This window comes from Oceanobacillus sp. FSL K6-2867 (assembly GCF_037963145.1).
In the GTDB taxonomy this organism is placed as follows: Bacteria; Bacillota; Bacilli; order Bacillales; family Amphibacillaceae; genus Oceanobacillus.
In genome coordinates, this window is the sequence record NZ_CP150144.1 from 24,204 (window position 1) to 44,365 (window position 20,162).

Annotated in this window: 19 protein-coding genes; 1 reads left to right on the plus strand and 18 read right to left on the minus strand. The window is 38.1% G+C overall.

Annotation, left to right across the window (positions count from 1 at the left end; genetic code table 11):
* Positions 1-24 precede the first annotated feature (24 nt).
* The 17 genes from floA to gpr all read right to left on the minus strand — a co-directional run bounded on the left by floA (position 25) and on the right by gpr (position 18,500).
* On the minus strand, positions 25-1,017 hold the full coding sequence (floA, locus tag NSQ77_RS00125; RefSeq protein WP_339228166.1) for a flotillin-like protein FloA: 993 nt from the start codon (positions 1,015-1,017) through the stop codon (positions 25-27).
* 33 nt (positions 1,018-1,050) lie between these two features.
* Positions 1,051-2,391, minus strand: a complete 1,341-nt coding sequence (locus NSQ77_RS00130; RefSeq protein WP_339228168.1) for a nodulation protein NfeD — start codon at positions 2,389-2,391, stop codon at positions 1,051-1,053.
* Positions 2,392-2,694: 303 nt separating this feature from the next.
* Positions 2,695-3,141, minus strand: coding sequence for a GatB/YqeY domain-containing protein (locus NSQ77_RS00135; protein WP_339228169.1), 447 nt, complete (start codon positions 3,139-3,141; stop codon positions 2,695-2,697).
* 15 nt (positions 3,142-3,156) lie between these two features.
* The gene (gene rpsU / locus NSQ77_RS00140; protein ID WP_019377991.1) at positions 3,157-3,333 is read right to left on the minus strand and encodes a 30S ribosomal protein S21; all 177 of its coding nucleotides are present in this window, start codon (positions 3,331-3,333) and stop codon (positions 3,157-3,159) included.
* A 154-nt stretch (positions 3,334-3,487) separates the two neighbouring features.
* A complete protein-coding gene (gene deoC, locus NSQ77_RS00145; RefSeq protein WP_339228170.1) occupies positions 3,488-4,159 on the minus strand; it encodes a deoxyribose-phosphate aldolase in 672 nt (223 codons plus the stop codon).
* Between the two features lie 23 nt (positions 4,160-4,182).
* Complete coding sequence (mtaB, locus tag NSQ77_RS00150; RefSeq protein ID WP_339228171.1) at positions 4,183-5,538, minus strand: tRNA (N(6)-L-threonylcarbamoyladenosine(37)-C(2))-methylthiotransferase MtaB; 1,356 nt, start codon at positions 5,536-5,538, stop codon at positions 4,183-4,185.
* Positions 5,526-6,296: a 16S rRNA (uracil(1498)-N(3))-methyltransferase gene (locus NSQ77_RS00155; RefSeq protein WP_339228172.1), complete on the minus strand. Its 771-nt coding sequence runs from the start codon at positions 6,294-6,296 to the stop codon at positions 5,526-5,528. Before NSQ77_RS00155 ends, mtaB begins: the two co-directional genes overlap by 13 nt.
* A 31-nt stretch (positions 6,297-6,327) precedes the next feature.
* Positions 6,328-7,266 (minus strand): 50S ribosomal protein L11 methyltransferase, encoded by a 939-nt coding sequence (gene prmA / locus NSQ77_RS00160; protein WP_339228173.1) that lies wholly within the window; start codon positions 7,264-7,266, stop codon positions 6,328-6,330.
* 87 nt (positions 7,267-7,353) lie between these two features.
* Positions 7,354-8,481: a molecular chaperone DnaJ gene (gene dnaJ, locus NSQ77_RS00165; protein WP_339228174.1), complete on the minus strand. Its 1,128-nt coding sequence runs from the start codon at positions 8,479-8,481 to the stop codon at positions 7,354-7,356.
* 226 nt (positions 8,482-8,707) lie between these two features.
* Complete coding sequence (gene dnaK, locus NSQ77_RS00170; RefSeq protein ID WP_339228175.1) at positions 8,708-10,540, minus strand: molecular chaperone DnaK; 1,833 nt, start codon at positions 10,538-10,540, stop codon at positions 8,708-8,710.
* 33 nt (positions 10,541-10,573) lie between these two features.
* Positions 10,574-11,152 (minus strand): nucleotide exchange factor GrpE, encoded by a 579-nt coding sequence (gene grpE / locus NSQ77_RS00175; RefSeq protein WP_339228176.1) that lies wholly within the window; start codon positions 11,150-11,152, stop codon positions 10,574-10,576.
* A 207-nt stretch (positions 11,153-11,359) separates the two neighbouring features.
* On the minus strand, positions 11,360-12,403 hold the full coding sequence (gene hrcA, locus NSQ77_RS00180) for a heat-inducible transcriptional repressor HrcA (RefSeq protein ID WP_339228177.1): 1,044 nt from the start codon (positions 12,401-12,403) through the stop codon (positions 11,360-11,362).
* Between the two features lie 90 nt (positions 12,404-12,493).
* Positions 12,494-13,660: a radical SAM family heme chaperone HemW gene (gene hemW, locus NSQ77_RS00185; protein ID WP_339228178.1), complete on the minus strand. Its 1,167-nt coding sequence runs from the start codon at positions 13,658-13,660 to the stop codon at positions 12,494-12,496.
* A 92-nt stretch (positions 13,661-13,752) separates the two neighbouring features.
* Entirely contained in the window at positions 13,753-15,561 is a 1,809-nt protein-coding gene (gene lepA, locus NSQ77_RS00190) for a translation elongation factor 4 (RefSeq protein ID WP_339228179.1), read from the minus strand.
* Positions 15,562-15,775: 214 nt separating this feature from the next.
* The gene (locus tag NSQ77_RS00195; RefSeq protein WP_339228180.1) at positions 15,776-16,087 is read right to left on the minus strand and encodes a hypothetical protein; all 312 of its coding nucleotides are present in this window, start codon (positions 16,085-16,087) and stop codon (positions 15,776-15,778) included.
* Between the two features lie 12 nt (positions 16,088-16,099).
* Complete coding sequence (locus NSQ77_RS00200; protein WP_339228181.1) at positions 16,100-17,278, minus strand: stage II sporulation protein P; 1,179 nt, start codon at positions 17,276-17,278, stop codon at positions 16,100-16,102.
* Between the two features lie 127 nt (positions 17,279-17,405).
* Entirely contained in the window at positions 17,406-18,500 is a 1,095-nt protein-coding gene (gpr, locus tag NSQ77_RS00205) for a GPR endopeptidase (protein WP_339228182.1), read from the minus strand.
* Positions 18,501-18,743: 243 nt separating this feature from the next.
* On the opposite strand from gpr, the gene rpsT reads away from it, so the two are divergent.
* Positions 18,744-19,004, plus strand: coding sequence for a 30S ribosomal protein S20 (gene rpsT / locus NSQ77_RS00210; protein WP_339228183.1), 261 nt, complete (start codon positions 18,744-18,746; stop codon positions 19,002-19,004).
* A 111-nt stretch (positions 19,005-19,115) separates the two neighbouring features.
* Here rpsT and holA read toward each other — a convergent pair whose 3' ends face one another.
* Entirely contained in the window at positions 19,116-20,138 is a 1,023-nt protein-coding gene (holA, locus tag NSQ77_RS00215) for a DNA polymerase III subunit delta (RefSeq protein ID WP_339228184.1), read from the minus strand.
* Positions 20,139-20,162: the final 24 nt, after the last annotated feature.

The window sequence follows — 20,162 nt, forward strand, 5'->3', positions numbered from 1 at the left end:
CCTCCTTCAATTTCATGATGATCATTATTTTTGATCATCTTCATTGCTATCTTTAGTTAATTTGCCAATTGTATCACGCATACCGGTATCAGCATCAATGTTTTTATAATTCATGTAATCCATAACACCCATTTTTCCTGAGCGCAATGCTTCAGCAAGCGCTCTTGGTACATCCGCTTCAGCTTCCACAACATGGGCGCGCATCTCTTGTGTTCTTGCAACCATTTCCTGTTCTTGGGCAACAGCCATTGCGCGACGTTCTTCGGCTTTTGCTTGTGCAATATTTTTATCCGCCTCTGCTTGGTCTGTTTGAAGGATAGCTCCAATGTTTTTGCCGATATCCACATCAGCAATATCAATCGATAGTATTTCAAAGGCTGTTCCTGAATCAAGACCTTTACTTAATACTGTTTGTGAAATCGAATCTGGATTTTCTAATACTTTTGCATGTGTATCAGAACTACCAATTGTACTTACAACACCTTCACCGACACGAGCGATAACTGTTTCTTCTCCAGCTCCCCCGACAAGTCGATCTATGTTTGCACGTACAGTAATTCTTGCAAGTGCTTTTACTTCAATACCATCCATCGCGATACCTGCAATAAATGGAGTTTCAATAACTTTCGGATTTACACTCATTTGAACAGCTTCTAATACATCACGACCTGCTAGGTCAATTGCAGCTCCACGTTCAAATGGAAGCTCAATGTTTGCACGGTGGGCAGCAATTAAAGCATTTACTACTCTATCGACGTTTCCACCTGCTAAGTAATGACTTTCCAATTGGTTTGTTTTTACATTCAAGCCTGCTTTATGTGCTTTAATTAAAGGATTGATTACACGATTTGGTACAACTCGACGCAATCGCATTCCAATTAATGTAAAGATACTGACCTTTACTCCAGCAGCTAAGGCACTGATCCACAGCGCAACTGGTACGAACGTGAATAAAATTGCCACAGCAATTAGGATTACCGCAATAATAATAAGCGGCATTAGTTCTGTTAATGACATTAAAATTCCTCCTTGTATTTTTCATCCATTTCATTATACTTCTCTAACTACGACACGAACTCCTTCAACCCTTACCACTTTAACGGATTTATTTCGATCAATAAAGCTTCCTTCTGAAACAATATCAATCCGCTCACCGTCAAACTCACCAATCCCTGATGGTCTTAAAGGCGTGACAGTACTCCCTTCTATACCGATTAGCTCCAGGCGATTTACGGATGATACATATCCTTGCTCTGTTGCTGTGCTATCTCTAAGAATAATATGCCGAAAAACACCTTTGTCCATGCCTATTCGTCTAAAAAGAATAACAGCAGCAATGAGCGTAACAAGAAATGCAATTCCAATACTCATTGACATATGGCCTAAATCGTATCCTGACATAAATAATGAGCTGATGATTGCTCCAATACCAAGAAGCCCTAAAATCCCTCCTGGGACAAAGAATTCAGCTACAATTAAAATAATTCCTAATATAAGTAGTACGACCGCTTCCATACCTGCAAGTCCTGCAACAATATGGCCATAGAAAAATAATAACAGAGAAACAATCCCCATAATTCCAGGTACTCCAAACCCTGGCGAATAAAGCTCCACGATTAAACCGAGACTTGCCACTGATAGTAAAATTGGAATCACAATTGGGTTTGTCAGAAATCGCGCAACCTCCTCCGCAATACTCGGTTCTGTCTCTATTATTGCAGCGTTCGACAAGCCAAGTTCATGAAGCAATTCCACTCGATCATCCACAATCCCATCGGCATAACCAACTTCTTCAGCATCTGCTGGTCCCAGTGTTAAAAATCTGCCTTCTGGTGCCCCGTACTCGGGAAGATCGATACTGCTATCAGCCATTGCTAAGGCATAAAGCGGATCTCTCCCAGTAGATTCAGCGGCACTTTTCATTGCTGCAAACCATGCTGATTGAGCTTTTTCATCTGCTGCTGTACCATCAGAATTAATTACACCGCTTGCTCCCATTGTTGCATGTGGCTTAAAGTAAATGGTTTCAGAGAATAACGCGATATAAGAACCAGCTGATAATGCCTCATTCACGATAAATGCCGTAGTCGGAATTGGCAAATCCTGGATGATTTGACCAATTTGACCTGCCGCATCAACCCTGCCACCTGGTGTATCGATTTCGAAAATAATATGATCTGCACCGGCTTCAACTGCTTCCGACGTTGTTCGCTTTAGAAAGGCCTCTAATCCTCGTTCTACTTCTCGTTCAATAGGTATAACATAAACAGACTTCCCTGCACCCTGCTCCTCCGCACTAGCGACAGCAAGATTATTTGAAACGTGGAAAATAATCGCTGCGAAAATAGCTGTAATTATAAGTATGTATTGTTTAAATCGTTTCCCAGACATTATTACTCACCTCCCTCAGCCTGTTACCAAATAATACGAAAGCGGTATTGGATTGGTTTCATTTTTCAACAAAAAGAAAAGAATAAAATATTGCTATTTTCTGTATCGCACCATCGTATCTTTCTTATCAGCTTAGCGACTAGCAAGTTCTCTACCAGGAGTTATGTCATAATTAGATACTATCATAATCTTTTCTTCAGAGAAACTTTGAGGGTGCTTCTCTTCCACATTTCCAATAGATAAAGTGTTTTTCGTAGATAAGAAAAGAATCTCAAGCCTAATGACTTGAGATTCTTTAACTTATTATTGCAATTCTTGTTGTACCAGATTTTTTATTTGAGAGCCATCTGCTTGGCCTTTTACTTTTGGCATTACAGCGCCCATCACTTTACCCATATCTTTCATGGATGCAGCATTTACTTCCTGTATCGTTACACGGATAATTGAAAGTAATTCTTCATCCGAAAGTTGCTTCGGTAAATATTTTTGTAAAATTACCAATTCATTTTCAAGCTTTTCAACTAAATCTTCACGTCCAGCAGATTTAAATTCTTGGAGGGAATCTTTCCGTTGTTTAACTTCTCTGGATAAAATTGTTAAATCTTCGTCCTCACTTAGTGTATCTTTACCAAGTTTAATCGATTCATTCTGGATAGAAGCTTTCACCATCCGAATAACGCTTAGTGTTTCTTTATCCTTATTCTTCATAGCTTGCTTCATGTCTTGATTCAATCGATCAAGTAACGTCATACGCTTGCACCCTCTTTAGAATTTACGCTTTCTAGCAGCTTCAGATTTCTTCTTACGTCTAACACTAGGCTTTTCATAGTGTTCACGTTTACGATATTCCTGTAGTGTACCGCTTTTTGACACACTGCGTTTGAAGCGACGAAGAGCATCCTCAAGAGACTCGTTTTTACGAACGCGAGTTGTATTTGACATGCTAATTTCCCTCCCTCCGAAGCACAAAACCAATTTATACCGACATGACACCTTTTCATGCCTTTTTAAAGTATAATATATTCCTACAATCTGGTCAACGATTATTTAACCAATTATACATGCAAATGCATCTTTTATTACAAATTTTGCTTAATTAATAATCACTTGTACCTTTACTTCCGTTTATAATGTCAACTCCAGCACTAGCACCAATACGTGTTGCACCGGCTTCAATCATTGCGTTCATTCCTTCTAAATCACGAACACCACCAGAGGCTTTAACGCCCATTTCAGTGCCGACTGTCTTTCGCATCAATTGAACATCTTCAACTGTTGCACCACCACTTGCAAAGCCTGTAGAAGTTTTAACGAAATCAGCGCCTGCTTCTTTAGCTAATTGACAAGCACGCACCTTCTCATCCTTGGTTAACAAAGCAGTTTCAATGATTACCTTTGTTAAGGCTTTTCCTTTAGCTGCATGCACCACTGCTTGGATATCGGCTTTTACAAGATCGTCATTCCCAGATTTTAATTCCCCTACATTAATAACCATGTCTACTTCTGTTGCGCCATCTTTAATTGCTTGCTCTGTTTCAAAAGCTTTTACAGTTGTTGAATTAGCTCCTAGTGGGAAACCAATTACAGTACAAACTTTCACAGTTGTTTCTCTTAAGTTCTCAAAACAATAAGAAACCCAATACGGATTGACGCAAACAGATGCAAAATCATACTCCTTCGCTTCTTCAACCAATTTTTGGATTTGATCTTTCGTTGTATCTGGCTTTAATTGTGTATGATCAATATATTTCGCTAATTTGTTACTCATCTAAAACGTCCTTTCAGAATAAGTTATTGATTAACTATCTTCTCTTGAGCATGTGTTGCATTGTCCATGATCCTAACAAATGTACCCTCATTATATGGATAACCAGACTTCGTAATTTTTACACGGACTATTTTTCCTATCATGTCTGCTGTTCCCTCAAATTGAACTTTCATATAATTATCTGTGTAACCTACGAGCAATTCAGGGTGGTTCTTATCAAGAATACGTTCCTCTGGTATAACTTCCAGAACTTCATTTTCATATTGAGAAGCATATTCCTTTGCTAGTTGATCAGACAATGTAATTAAACGATGAACACGTTGTTCTTTTACTTCTTCTTCAACTTGATTATCCATACGCGCAGCAGGGGTCCCAGTTCTTCTTGAAAACGGGAATACATGCAGCTCTGAATAGCCAATCTCTTTAATGAAATTGTAGGTTTCCATGAACTCTTTTTCTGTTTCACCAGGGAAACCAACAATAACATCTGAAGTAATCGCCAGGCCTGGTAGTGCTTTTCGAATTTTATTTATTTTTTCCTTGTAGAATGCTGTTGAGTATTTTCGGCGCATTCTTGCTAACACGGTATCAGACCCAGCCTGTAGCGGTATATGCAGATGCCTTACAATTTTCTCCGATTTATCCAGCACATCTATAACTTCATCCGTAATTTGGCTTGCTTCAATCGAGGAAATTCGGATCCGTTTCAATCCTTCTACTTGCTCCAATTCACGAAGCAGCATCGCAAAGTTATAGTCCTTCATATCTTCGCCATAGCCTGCTGTATGGATTCCAGTGAGGACAAGCTCTTTATAGCCAGCTTCAACTAATTTTTCTGCTTGTTTGATAACATTTTCAGGATCTCTTGAACGCAATAAGCCACGTGACCATGGAATAATGCAGAATGTACAGAAATTGTTACAGCCTTCTTGAATTTTCAAGGATGCTCGAGTACGGTCTGTGAAAACAGGTACATCCATTTCTTCAAACACACGGTTTTTCATAATATTGGAGACACCATTAACCGGCTCTTTTGTTTCTTGATGTTTTTCAATATGGCTGAAGATATTTTTGCGGTCTTGTGTACCGACTACAACATCAACACCTGGTATTTCCATAATTTCTCCTGGTGACGTTTGAGCATAGCAGCCCGTTACACAAACTACTGCATTCGGGTTTTTACGAATCGCTCTGCGAATTACCTGTCTGCTCTTCTTGTCTCCGGAATTGGTTACAGTACACGTATTGATCACATAAACATCCGAATCATGATCAAAGTCAACACGTTCATAGCCTTTTTCCATAAACATGCGCCAAATTCCTTCTGTTTCGTAATGATTCACTTTACAGCCTAATGTATGAAATGCTACTGTTGGCATTCCGAACACCTCATTTCTTCAAAATGATATGATATACTTGCTAACGCATATAACGCCGCAGTCTCAGTTCTTAAAATACGGGGACCTAGCCGAACGGGATAAAAATCATTTTCTTTCAGAATGCTTACTTCTTTTTCAGAAAATCCTCCTTCTGGGCCGATACAAATTAAGACATTTTGTTCAGGTTCAAATCTACTAACTATATTACCAAATGTATTAGGGTTCGAAACCTTTGCTTCTTCTTCGTATGCAAAAAGCTTCACATGATAGTTTTGACTTTCCTCGATTAACACCTCAAGAGACATTGCTTTTTTCATATCAGGAACTTTATTGCGGTGGCTTTGTTCGCTAGCTTCTTTAATGATTTTTTCAAATCGTTTATGTTTTTTTTCTGCCTTCTTTTGATCCCAGATTGCTATGGAGCGTTCTGCCTGAAATGGAATAAATGCATTCGCCCCAAGTTCTGTGCCCTTTTGAAGTATTAAATCGAATTTATCTCCTTTAGGGATACCCTGTGCAATCGTAATATGAAATGGCAGTTCGGTATTTTCTTCAAGCCATGTTTCAACTATAGCCTGAACTTCATCACTTGCCATTTGCTTAATCTGACAAATGGCAGACCGGCCTTCATTACTATTGCATATGATTTTATCTCCATTATTAAATCGCATGACACGGGTAATATGATGGACATCGTCTCCTGTTATTCGTATTAAATTGCCTTGAAATTGAGAAGCTGGAACGAAATATCTTTGCATATGCACACCCATTTCATGTATATTACGTTTTTTAATTTTTCCTCGCTACAATGGAAATCCAATCTTCCATTTCATTTACAGCTATAATTTCAAAACCCTGATCTGTAAGTTTATCTTTGACAAGCTGTTTTTTATTCTGAATTATTCCAGAGGTTATAAACAACCCACCATTCGCTAAATTATCCCACGCACCATCCACAAAGCGAACAATAATTTCTGCCAATATATTGGAAACAATAATATTAACTTGCTTGTTCACATTGTCAAGCAAGTTATTCTGGGCCGCAACAATCTGGTTATCAAGTTTGTTAAGTTTTGCGTTCAGCTGTGTACTTTTAACCGCTATTTCATCAAGGTCATATGCGTAGATTTCTTTTGCTCCAAGCTTTGCAGCAGCAATACTGAGCACCCCTGAACCACACCCCACATCGATAACTGCATCCCCTTTTGTTAAATAAGTTTCTAAAGCCTGCATGCTTAGTACTGTTGTAGGGTGCGTACCAGTACCAAAAGCCATACCCGGGTCCAGTTCAATAATAATTTCATCACTGGATACCGGTGTATATTCTTCCCATGTTGGTGTTATAGTAATCTTTTTGGAGATTTTCACAGGTTTATAATATTTTTTCCACGCTGTAGCCCATTCTTCCTCATTAACTTCACTCAAGGATACATGATTTTTACCCAAATCAATATCATAAATCAATAAATTATTGATTGCTTGTTTAATTTGTTCCACGGTTTCTCCCAGAAAGCTATTCATAGGTAAATAAGCCTTAATTCGAACCCCTTCTTCAGGATATTCATTTGGATCCAAATCATAGATTTCGCCGTAAACATTGTCGCGTACTTTTATTAAATCTTGTGGGTCCTCAATTACTAATCCACTTGCACCTGTTTCATGTAAAATATTAGAAATCGGTTCAATTGCTTCATTTGTCGTATGAATACAAATCTCTGACCATTTCATTATTTATTCACCCATTTCATTGGATAGTGAACCTCTTGGAGAAGATGCTTCACCAAAATATGTAGACGATGCTGCTAAGCAACATCGTTAATCACCTTTAAACGCCTTTTTAAAACGCTGAAAAATATTTTCATCCTGCTCATCTGTAGAATCATTTCCACCAATTTCATTGAATTCACGAAGCAGTTCTTTTTGTCTATCTGTCAATTGTGTAGGCGTCATTACCTTCACTTTAATATGCTGATCTCCTTGACCGCGGCCACGCACATTCGGTGCACCTTTACCTTTCAGGCGGAATGTTTTCCCTGTTTGTGTTCCTGCAGGTATTTTCAATTTCACTTTTCCATGCACAGTAGGAACTTCCACTTCGTCTCCTAGGGCTGCTTGTGTAAATGTTAATGGCAGTTCACAGAAAATATGATCTCCTTCACGTATAAAGAAATCATCCTGTCTAATTTGAATAACAACAAATAAATCACCCGCTGGGCCACCATTTTTACCTGGCTCACCTTTTCCAGATACTCGAATTTGCTGTCCTTCATCAATTCCTGCAGGTATATTGATGTGAATTTTTTTGTTCTTTTTCACCCTGCCTGTTCCACCACATGTATTACATTTATCCGGAATGATACTGCCGGTACCATTACAATAATGACACACTCTGCGGTTAACAACACGACCAAAAGGCGTATTCTGTTCTTGGTTTAATTGTCCAGACCCATTACAATGCGAACAAGTCTTTTTGCTCGTACCTGGCTTGGCACCAGATCCACTGCATGTATCGCATTTTTCTTCACTCGGAATTGTTATATCTGTTTCTTTACCAAAGATAGCTTCTTCAAAATCTAATATCATCGTATATTGCAAATCTGCTCCCTGTTGAGGAGCATTTGGATCACGCGTGCGTCCTCCACCACCGAAGAACATATCGAATATATCGCCAAAGCCACCGAAATCTTGTGCTCCACCGCCAAAACCACCAAAGCCTTGACCACTCGCCCCTGCATGACCAAATTGATCATATTGCGCACGCTTCTGTTCGTCACTCAGCACTTCATATGCTTCTTTTGCTTCTTTAAATTTATCGGCTGCATCTTCAGCCTTATTTACATCCGGGTGATACTTCCTTGCCAATTTCCGATAGGATTTTTTAATATCTTCTTTTGAAGCATTTTTTTCTACTCCAAGTACGTCATAATAATCTCGCTTGCTCAACCTTTTTCACTCTCCCGACACACTATAGCATAGGTTTTATCATATCATCAATGTTTGCTTAATAGCAAATCATGATTTCTTTACACGGATGTTTAGTACCAAGACGTTGCATACTTTGCTGATCACGGTCCTTTTCATCCTTCCTTTTGAACACGTACTTTAAAAAAGTCAAAGTCAAGAGAATCCTGACTTTGACTTTTCGTTGGGTCTATCTATTATTCATTACTTACTTTTTATCGTTGTCATCTTCAACTTCAGAGTAGTCTGCATCAACAACATCATCACTTGAATCATTTGCTTCCTGCCCTTGCTGTGCTCCAGCATCTTGTTGCATTTGCTCATACAACTTAACAGACAATTGTTGGACGTGCTCTTGCAATGCTTCTTTTTTCTCTTTAATTTGGTCTATATCATTTGCTTCGATTGCAGCTTTTAGCTCATCCTTTGCTGACTCTGCTTTTTGTTTATCGTCTTCAGATACTTTATCTCCAAGATCTTTAATTGTTTTATCAGTAGTAAAGATTAATTGATCTGCTTCGTTGCGCAGTTCTACTTCTTCACGACGCTTTTTATCAGCTTCTGCATTTTCTTCAGCGTCTTTTACCATTTTATCTATTTCTTCTTCAGATAAACCTGAAGATGATTGGATTGTGATAGATTGTTCTTTATTCGTACCCATATCTTTCGCACGCACATTTACAATACCATTTGCATCGATATCGAAAGAAACTTCAATTTGTGGAATTCCTCTTGGTGCTGGTGGAATATCCGTTAATTGGAAACGTCCTAATGTTTTATTGTCTGCAGCCATTTCTCTTTCCCCTTGCAGAACATGGATATCAACAGCTGTTTGATTGTCAGCAGCGGTTGAGAACACTTGCGAATGACTTGTAGGAATTGTTGTATTACGTTCAATTAATTTCGTAAATACAGATCCCATTGTTTCAATACCTAGTGAAAGTGGTGTTACATCAAGTAATACAACGTCTTTTACGTCGCCTTGCAATACCCCGCCCTGAATTGCAGCACCTAATGCTACAACCTCATCCGGGTTAACACCTTTAGACGGCTCTTTGCCGATTTCTTTTTTAATTGCTTCTTGAACAGCTGGGATACGCGTTGAACCACCAACTAGAATTACTTTATGAATTTCATTTGTTGATAATCCTGCGTCTGATAGTGCTTTACGTGTTGGAATCATTGTACGTTCAACAAGATCAGAAGATAATTCTTCAAATTTGGCACGTGTTAAATTCATTTCCAGGTGCAATGGTCCTGCTTCGCCAGCAGTGATAAATGGCAATGATATCTGTGTTTGTGATACACCGGAAAGATCTTTTTTCGCTTTCTCTGCAGCATCTTTCAATCGTTGTATAGCCATTTTATCCTTTGATAAGTCAATTCCGTTTTCTTTTCTAAATTCTTCAACCATGTGGTTAATGATTACATCATCAAAATCATCTCCACCTAGGCGATTATCACCTGCAGTTGAAATTACTTCAAATGTACCATCACCAATATCTAAAATGGATACGTCAAATGTACCACCGCCAAGGTCATACACTAAAATTGTTTGATCTTGATCATCTTTATCAATACCATATGCTAATGCTGCAGCAGTTGGTTCGTTAATAATACGCTCAACTTCAAGACCAGCTATTTTACCAGCATCTTTTGTAGCTTGGCGCTCAGCATCATTAAAATAAGCCGGAACAGTAATTACTGCTTTATCAACTTTTTCACCAATATAATCCTCTGCATAAGATTTGATATATTGTAAAATAATCGCTGAGATTTCTTGTGGCGTATATTCTTTATCTTCAATTTTGACTTTGTAGTCTGTTCCCATATGACGTTTAATGGATTGAATAGTGTTCGGGTTTGTAATTGCTTGACGTTTTGCAACTTCCCCTACTTGTCTTTCCCCATTTTTAAACGCTACAACTGATGGAGCTGTTCGGTTACCTTCCGGATTTGGAATAACTACAGCTTCGCCGCCTTCCATTACCGCAACACATGAATTAGTTGTTCCTAAGTCAATACCAATAATTTTACTCATAATTACAATGTCCTCCTTAAACTACCTATCCGATTATTTATTAACTTTAACCATTGCTGGACGGATTACGCGATCTTTTAATAGATACCCTTTTTGTAATTCTTCTACAACAATATTCGGTTCAAACTCATCGTCTTCGGTTTGCATTACTGCATGATGCAGATTAGGATCAAACGTTTTTCCTTCTGTTTCAATCACTTCAACACCCTGCGATTTTAACGCATCCTGAAATTGACGATATACCATCGTAATTCCATCAAAAAGACTTGAATTTGCATCTGTAACTTCTACTTGCAGAGCTCTTTCAAAGTTATCCAGAGCCGGAAGCAGTTCATTAATTAAATCCTGGGATTTATATTTGCGTTCCGCTTCTTTCTCTTTTTGAGATCGTTTTTTGAAGTTATCATATTCAGCCTGAATGCGCAGCATTCGGTTGAATACTTCTTCCTTTTCTGCTTTCAGTGCCTCATTTTCTGTTTTAAGTTCTTCCATGCTAGCTGAATCCGTTTCGGTTGATTCCGTTATTTCTTGGTCAGCGGAATCAATAACTTCAACTTCTTCATTGGTGATGGATCTATCATCTGTAACTGCATCTTTATTTTGATCTTCCACCAATGCCACCTCCATATTAAAAAATTCGTAGAAAAAAACTGCATCTGCCAAGGCTTTAAGCAAATGACTTTTCCTCTGTTAACGTTAATAGAAAAGTTTATATCTTCCTATTTGCCAAGTAAGACTATATCATGAATAGCATTTTAATGAAACTATATTTGTAACCGGACTAGTACAGATGCTAGACCTGCGATATTATTGATTCATTTATGCATCATCATCATTTTTGTACCACATGTACAATGCGTCTGTCATCTCATTTGACAGACCTTTCAGGAGTGTGATGACCTTCCTGTACTCCATACGTGTAGGTCCAAGCAGCGCAATGGTCCCCATGTGGTCACCTTCCATGTGGTAAGAAGCAGTGATCAAACTTAAATCTTTAATCGCTTCTACTTCATTTTCATTACCAATCGTTACTTCAATACCACTCTTCGTATTTTTAAGTAAATTGGCGATCTCATCTTCTTTTTCCATCATGGTAAAAAAAGAGCGTATTTTATCGACATCGTTAAACTCAGGCTGCATTAGAATATTGGACTTACCTCCAATATACAGTTTGACAGGATGCTCATTCAAGAAAACAGATTTCAAATAGGCAAAGGATGTGTCAAAATCATCAATATACATCTTCATCAATTGAGCAATTTCTGTCGATAATTTTTCCTGCAATTGAACAATCGGTACTCCCCTTAGTCGGTCATTCATTATATTTACCATTTTTTCCAGATCCGAGGCACGGATCTTTTCAGGTATTGAAAACGATCGATGCTCCACATGACCTGTATTCGTAACAAGAATTGCTACAGCGGTATGGGTCGTAAGCGGGAGTATTTGTATTTGTTTCAGTTTCGTCTCAAACATCTCTGGACCGAGTATAATTGATGTGTAGCTCGTAAGCTTCGACAAAACCTCTGCAGACATTTGTACGATTTGTTCAAATTCAAAAAAGCCTTCGTCAATAATATTTTTAATTATCGTTACTTCATTATGACTCGAACCTAATCCTGGACCTATCAGATGATCTACGTAATAACGATAGCCTTTTTCTGACGGAACCCTCCCTGAAGAAGTGTGGGTTTTTTCCAGGAAACCCAATTCTTCTAAATCTGCCATTTCATTCCTAATTGTTGCTGCACTATATGGAAGATTTTCTTTCTTGGAAAGTGCCCGAGACCCAATGGGATGCGCTGAATCAATGAAATCATCAATTATGACTTGTAAAATTGTAAGTTGCCTTTCTGTTAGCATGATGATCACTCCTGTTAGCACTCTAAGCTCTTGAGTGCTAATACTACTATAAAATTATCAAATGACTATTTTTTTGTCAATTAGAACGTCTTAAGAGATTGTTTCTATTTTCGGCTTACTATCCAGCAGAAATTTTTCGAAAACAAGATTACCTAGAAGCATCCCCTGCTCTGTTAGACGAATCGCTTGATCATCCTCCTGAATCAGCCCATTTTGCACTAAATTTACAAGCTCTTCTTTATATAACCACACGGGTTCAATTCCAAACCTTCCATGAAAATGCCGCTTGTCTATTCCACTAATTTTCCGTAGTCCAAGAAACATTTCCTCTTCTATTCGTTCTTTTATCGTAACATTATCTATTTGCAAGATCGGTTTTCCATCCGAAAATGCCTTTTTTACATAGGCTGGAAGAGGTCTGAGGTTTGTAATTCGTTTACCAGGTAAATAACCATGTGCTCCAGCACCAAATCCGTAATAATAATCGTTATTCCAATAAGTTAAATTATGTTTGCTCTCAAATCCCGGTACAGAAAAGTTACTTACTTCATATTGGTGAATCCCCTTCGATTTCATCGTATGCTTAAGTATTTCATACATCATAACTTCATCATCTTCTGGTGGGCGATGGAGCTGTCCTTTTTTGTGCTTTTGATAAAAAATAGTTTTGGGTTCAATCTGCAGTGCATACGTGGAATAATGTGGCAATCCAAATGAAAGGGCCTCATCCAACGATGCTTGAAACTGTTCAACCGTTTGATGTGGAAGTGCATAAATCAAATCAAGGCTGACATTTGAAAAATGATGCTGCTTAAGTAAATTGACAGTATCATATACATCCTCCACACGATGAACGCGCCCCAACTGCTCAAGCATTTTATCATCCATCACTTGTACACCAAACGAAATTCGGGTTATTCCATAATCTTTTAACAGTTTGGTCTTTTCCCCATCTATATCACCTGGATTCACTTCAATTGAAACCTCTTCAAAGCTCGAGAAATCAAATTTTTTATTTAAAAATCGAAACAAGGTATGAAGCTGTTCGATTGTTAAAGCTGTTGGAGTACCGCCACCGATATACATCGTTCTCATCTTATGCTTATCTCCTGGCAAGGCAGTATTGATTTCATGCATTAAAGCCTCTAAATATTCTGTAGCCAGTTCCTCATTATAAAAAAACTTAACAAAATCACAATAATGACAAATCTGTCTGCAAAATGGAATATGAATATAAACCGATTGTATGGATTCCATAATTGTTCACTCCCGTATGAAAAAGCCAAAAAGGAAAACTATTCCACAGATAGCTGTGTTCAAGTTCTCCCAATTAGACACAATTCTATTTATTAATCATCGTTCATTTGTAATACGGCCATAAATGCTTCTTGAGGGACTTCCACGGATCCAACCATTTTCATTCGTTTCTTACCTTCTTTTTGTTTTTCAAGTAATTTACGTTTACGTGAAATATCTCCACCATATAATTTGGCTGTTACATCTTTACGTACCGCTTTAATCGTGGAACGTGCAACAATTTTATTCCCAATCGCCGCTTGAACAGGAACCTCAAATTGCTGTCTAGGTATTAACTCTTTCATTTTATCAACGATTTGTTTTCCGCGCTCATAAGAGAAGTCTCGATGGACAATAAATGATAAAGCATCAATAGTATCACCATTAAGCAGGATATCCATTTTAACAAGCTTGGAAGGCTGATAGCCAATTAGCTCGTAATCAAAGGAAGCATATCCTTTTGTATGTGATTTCAATTGATCGAAGAAATCATATACAATTTCTGAAAGCGGAATATGATAAATAACATTCACACGAATATCGTCAAGATATTGCATATCGATAAACTGGCCACGTTTTTTCTGGGCAATCTCCATCACAGCTCCAACATAATCATTTGGCACCATTATGGTTGCTTCTACATAAGGTTCACGGATTTCCTCAATTACTTGCGGATCAGGCATTTTGGATGGATTATCAACCGTCAAAAGTTCACCATTTGTTTTTTCTACTTCGAAAATAACACTTGGTGCAGTTGTGATGAGATCAATGTTAAATTCTCTTTCTATGCGCTCCTGAATAATTTCCATATGCAGCAGTCCAAGGAAGCCACATCGGAAACCAAATCCAAGTGCCTGAGAAGTTTCTGGATCGTACTGCAAGGATGAATCATTCAATTCCAATCTTTCTAATGCCTCTCGTAAATCATTATAGTCATTTGAATCAACTGGATAAAGTCCACAGAACACCATTGGATTTAGCTTACGATAACCTGGCAAAGCTTCATTAGCTGGTCTATCCGCAAGTGTTATGGTATCCCCTACTTGTGTGTCGCCAACATTTTTAATTGATGCAGTTATATAGCCCACATCCCCGACAGTCAGCTCATTTTTAGAAACAGCCTTTGGCGTAAACACTCCAACCTCGTTTACTTCAAACTGTTTTCCAGATGACATCATTTGAATTTTATCTCCAACTTTAATCGTTCCTTCTTTCACACATACGTAAGAAATAGCCCCGCGATAGGAATCATATAAAGAGTCGAAAATCAATGCTTTCAATGGTGCTTCCGAATCACCGGCTGGTTCTGGCACAACCTCTGTAACCCTTTCTAATATCTCCTCGATTCCGATATTTGCCTTTGCTGAGGCAAGGATCGCTTCATCTCCATCGATACCCAGTACATCTTCTAATTCTTTTTTAACACGTTCGGGATCTGCACTTGGCAAATCAATTTTATTAATGACAGGAATGATTTCTAAATCATTTTCCAGCGCAAGGTACACATTTGCCAGTGTCTGTGCCTCGATTCCCTGTGCAGCGTCTACAATAAGGATAGCTCCCTCGCATGCGGCGAGACTTCTTGAAACCTCATATGTAAAATCGACATGCCCAGGTGTATCAATTAAATGAAAAATAAATTCCTCTCCGCTTTTGCTCGTATATGATAATTGAACAGCGTTTAGCTTAATGGTAATCCCACGTTCACGTTCCAAATCCATTCCATCTAATAGCTGTTCCTTCATTTCTCGTTTTGTAACGGTTTGTGTATTTTCTAAAATTCGATCTGCTAAAGTTGATTTCCCATGGTCAATATGTGCTATAATCGAAAAATTTCGTACTTTTCGTTGTTTTTTCACCATTCGTGTTGCTCACTCCTACAATACCATCATCCGACAACCAGATGAAAGTTTCAAAATAAAAGCCAATAAATACTAGGTTGATTATAGCAATAGAAACTGTTATATTCAAGAACAAAAGCAGAGGCACTATATACTGGAATGAGAATCAGGTATTATTTTGCTTGAATATTTCCAATGTGGTTTAATGTACCACCTCTAATATAAATCTGATAGGTTAGAAAAATAACTGTGCAGTTTGATACAGCACCTGCATTAAAAGTTCAAAAAAACCTTTAACCCCTGCCCCTAGAATAGATGCAGTTTTTTGCGTATATTCGACAGCAGTGTCTGTGCCAGCATCCGCCATCGGTTGACTTACTGGAACTGTAACAGTTTCGCCGGCAGTCTCCTGTTCCTCAGTATCCTCTATTACTTCAGCAACAGTGTCATCATCCTCCACTACGTGAGTTGTTTCTTTATTCATCCCATATACAATCCCTGATAAAAAGAAAACTGCGAGCAAAAGCAGAACAAAAACAAACCGCATTGATCATACCTCCTATTCATTTGCTTGTACTTCTTCTGCATCCCAATAATAATCACTAAATATATCTGCAACTGCATCCGCCGATCGGTATAATTCATCTAGATTATTGTCAACACCGCCCATTTCAATCAGAACTGCATTTTGGGAAAGGTCTTGGTTATAAATACCATCGACACCTGAACCTTGTTTCGGTACAACACCCCTGCTTAGGCCTGGATATTTTTCTTCGATTAAGTCATGTAACTCAGAAGCAATTTTTATATTTTTCTCATGCTCAGGGTGCTCCATTCCAACAACAAACATAATTCTGGCATACGATTTACCGTTTATCTCTTTTGTTGTCACATCTTTACGTACTGAATCCCGGTGCAAATCAAATACATACCGAATTTCATCATTCATTGCTATCGCTTCTTCTACAAATTCCCGAGATGCATCATAAGCTTGCGAGCGGTTCATACCTTTATCATTAAGAACTTTATCAATATCCGCATCTTCCACCTGAGCCCCTATCCCTTTGTCCTCAAGAGCTTTAGCAAGATGGTCACTTACCTTTGTAATGTTCACTTCCCCATGAAAAGCGAGATCCGGATCTGTAACATCTGGCAAATGCGGTAAAAACGATTCCCGAGTATGTGTGTTGTAAATATAAACAACTTTTTTATCATCTGTTGCTGGAGTTTTGTCTTCAGTATCTTTCTTAGGCTCTTCTTCATTTTGAGCCTTTCCCTCTTTCGGATCATCGATTAAAGCCTCCCGATCCCTTAAGACTTCTTCAAGTGGCGGTGACGATTCAAAAGGAAGGTTTGTATAATTTGTTCCTTCGCCGGCGATTAAAATTTGCCTATCATAGATAGAAAATCCAGGAATTTCATTTCCAAGTAGACTTCGTGGATCATCTGGCTTTAAATTAGTTGCAACCTGAAAGAGCACACTTGAAAGCTTAGGCAGTTGGCGATCCTCCGGAAACGCTTGTTTAAATGCTCGATTTTCCATACTCAGCAAGTTATAAAACACAAAACCATCAATATCTCTTGTCCATTCCGTTAATAGGCTTGATGAAAAGCGGTATGCCGGCTGTACAGTTGTCAATATTCCTATACTCACAAATAGAACTAAGATACTGATCAGATATAGTCCACTTTTTCTATATATGCCACGCACATTTTGATTTAGGTGTTTGTTTTTCATAAAAATACATGATCCCACCTTCCTAACTGTTAACTCTTGTTTTAAATCTATGAGTTAAAACCGGAAGCTAGAACCATGTATAAAAAAAATAGAGCCAATTAATAGAGTAATTGGCCACTGGTTTGCTTTAACGACTGTATGAAGCAAAATTATCAACATTTACATTTTCATGAAGCGCAGCATTTAAGCCATTTGCAATAACATTTGCCATGTCAATCATAAAGCCATCAACTTCTTTCGGTGTAACCATTAAATTATGACCAATTGGTGTCAATACTTCTGAAATCAGCTTTCTTTTCTCATCTTCAGAAAGCCCGCCAACCATACCTAAAACAGATTGACGCTGTACTTCATTCGGCATATCTGCTTCTGTCAGCTTTTTCCCGCCGAATGTCATTCCAGCCGGTGCTAAAGATTTAGAAGGACTGTCTTTCTCCTTCCATTCACGTCCAAAGTGCTTTAAAAGAAAATCAATTGTATCGCTAGTAATGGTAACAGCATCAACTACAGTCGGTACGCCAATTGCTAAAACTGGCACGCCTAAGGTTTCCTGGCTAATTTCCTTTCGTTTATTGCCAACACCAGAGCCGGGATGGATTCCCGTATCGGATAGCTGTATCGTTTCGTTTACACGCTCAATAGATCTGGAAGCAAGTGCATCAATGGCAATTACGAAATCAGGCTTATACTTTTCTGCGATACCAAAGATAATATCACTTGTTTCAATACCTGTTACACCCATTACTCCAGGTGTTACTGCCGCTACTTCACGATATCCTTCAGCTACTGTTTCCTGCTGCAATTTAAATAAATGACTCGTCACAAGGACTTTCTCGACTGCCATTGGTCCTAATGCATCTGGTGTAACATTCCAATTTCCGAGACCAACAATTAGGCCATTCGCATCGATCGGGATATTATTACGAACAAGCAATTGTTCAATTTCCTTTGCAAGCACTTTTGCAGCTGCTTCCTGTCTAGCTGTGTCTTGTTTTTTGACACCATCGGCATAAATCGTTACATAATTACCCGGTTTTTTACCGAGTAATTTTGCCCCTTCTTGATCAATATCAACGTAAGAAACCTTTATATCCGCTTCTTGTCTTTCTTTAAACGTAACCCCCTTTATCTCACTTTCTTTTTCCACTGTCTCTGTATACATATCTCTCGCTTCAACTGCTAAATCCGTCCGAACCTGGAACACTTTGTTTTTATCCGCCATTAGCTTGTCTTCCCTTCATTCTAATACTAACAATTCTTATCAGTATTAGAATGAACAATTGGCCAAAAAACATACGAATTGTTCCATGTTCTAACAATTTTATTGAAAACATCTTGTTCCTTTGGTAAAATACTCTTTGTCCACATTGAAAGTTAAACGAATGCAATGATTGACTTTGATAGGATAATTGAACATTTTCACGAAACATTTTGAATTTCGTTCATTGTTTAGGAGGTGAAATAAATGGCTAATATTAAATCTGCAATCAAACGTGTAAAAATTAACAATAAAAAACGTGCGAATAACGGACCACAAAAAGCAGAAATGCGTTCTGAAATCCGTCGTGTAGAAAACTTAGTTGAGGCAAATGACGTGGAGAACGCAAAAGCTGCATTAAAAAATACTGTAAAACGTATTGACAAAGCTGTTCAAAAAGGACTTATCCACAGAAATGCTGGAGATCGTCAAAAGTCTCGTCTTACTAAAAAAGTAAACAGCCTGTAAACATAAAAAACGATCCATTTAGGATCGTTTTTTAATTGTTTAAAATAACTACAAAATACGACTGCAGGCTAGAAGTATGCAACTTTTTCACCTTCATGTAAAACTAATCGTTTACGAGGCAGGTTGAATCAAATCGTAGAGCAAAAGCTCAAAAGCGAGATCCTTTTCCATTTTCCCTTGCTTCATAACAGCATCTGTATCTGCCAATTTACGAATGATATCCTGAAGTTTTTGCGTTGAAAATTGCCTTTCCCTACTTAAAGCGATTTTTACAACATATGGATGTGCTCCCATGCTTTTTTGTATTTGAAATTGGCCATAACCTTTTTCCTTAAGCAGCTTTGCACGCAAAATAGTTCGAAACTGAAAAGCCAACAGGCCAATCAAAGCGATAGGCTCTTCTTTCATTTTTTCTAAATCCTTATAGATAGCAATTGCTTTATGTAAATTCCTTTCCATAACAGCATCAACCAGCCGTAGTGAAGAACTGTTTGAGGTATGTGAAATAAGATCCTCAGCGATTTCCTTTGTTATTACACCGCCTTCCCCTACATAAAGAGCTAGCTTTGTAAGTTCATTTTCCAACAAATGGAGATTTGTAGACAATTCTGTTTCGAAAATTTCATAAGCATCTTGGTTAATCGTTATTTGCAGTTGGTTTGCTAAAGCATTAATCCACTGTGTTAGCTCTTGCTCTTTCACTTCATTACAAACTGCAATCGCTGCATGCTTTTTCAATTGTTTACTGATCTTCTTCCGCTCATCAATTTTTTCATATGGTGCTATAAGAACGAGCACAGAATAAGTTGCGGGCTCACTTAAATAGCGTTCCAGTGAATCCAATTTATGCTCAAACGGCAATTTACCAGGCTTGGCCTTTAAAAATTCAGGATTTGTGGCGATAATTAGTTTTCTTTCTCCAAAAAAAGGATATGTTTCTGCATCAGCAACAACTTCTTGAATTGGCGTTTCTTCAAGATCGTATAACGAAAGGTTCTCTTCTTCTCCATTCAGAACACGTTTAATTAATTCCTGTTTTAAATTTTGCAGGAAAAAAGACTCTGCTCCATACGCAAGATATACGGAGGAAATTTGGTTTTTCTTTAATTGTTTGACTACTTCCAAGTAAGACATCTATAATCCACTCCAACTCGATAT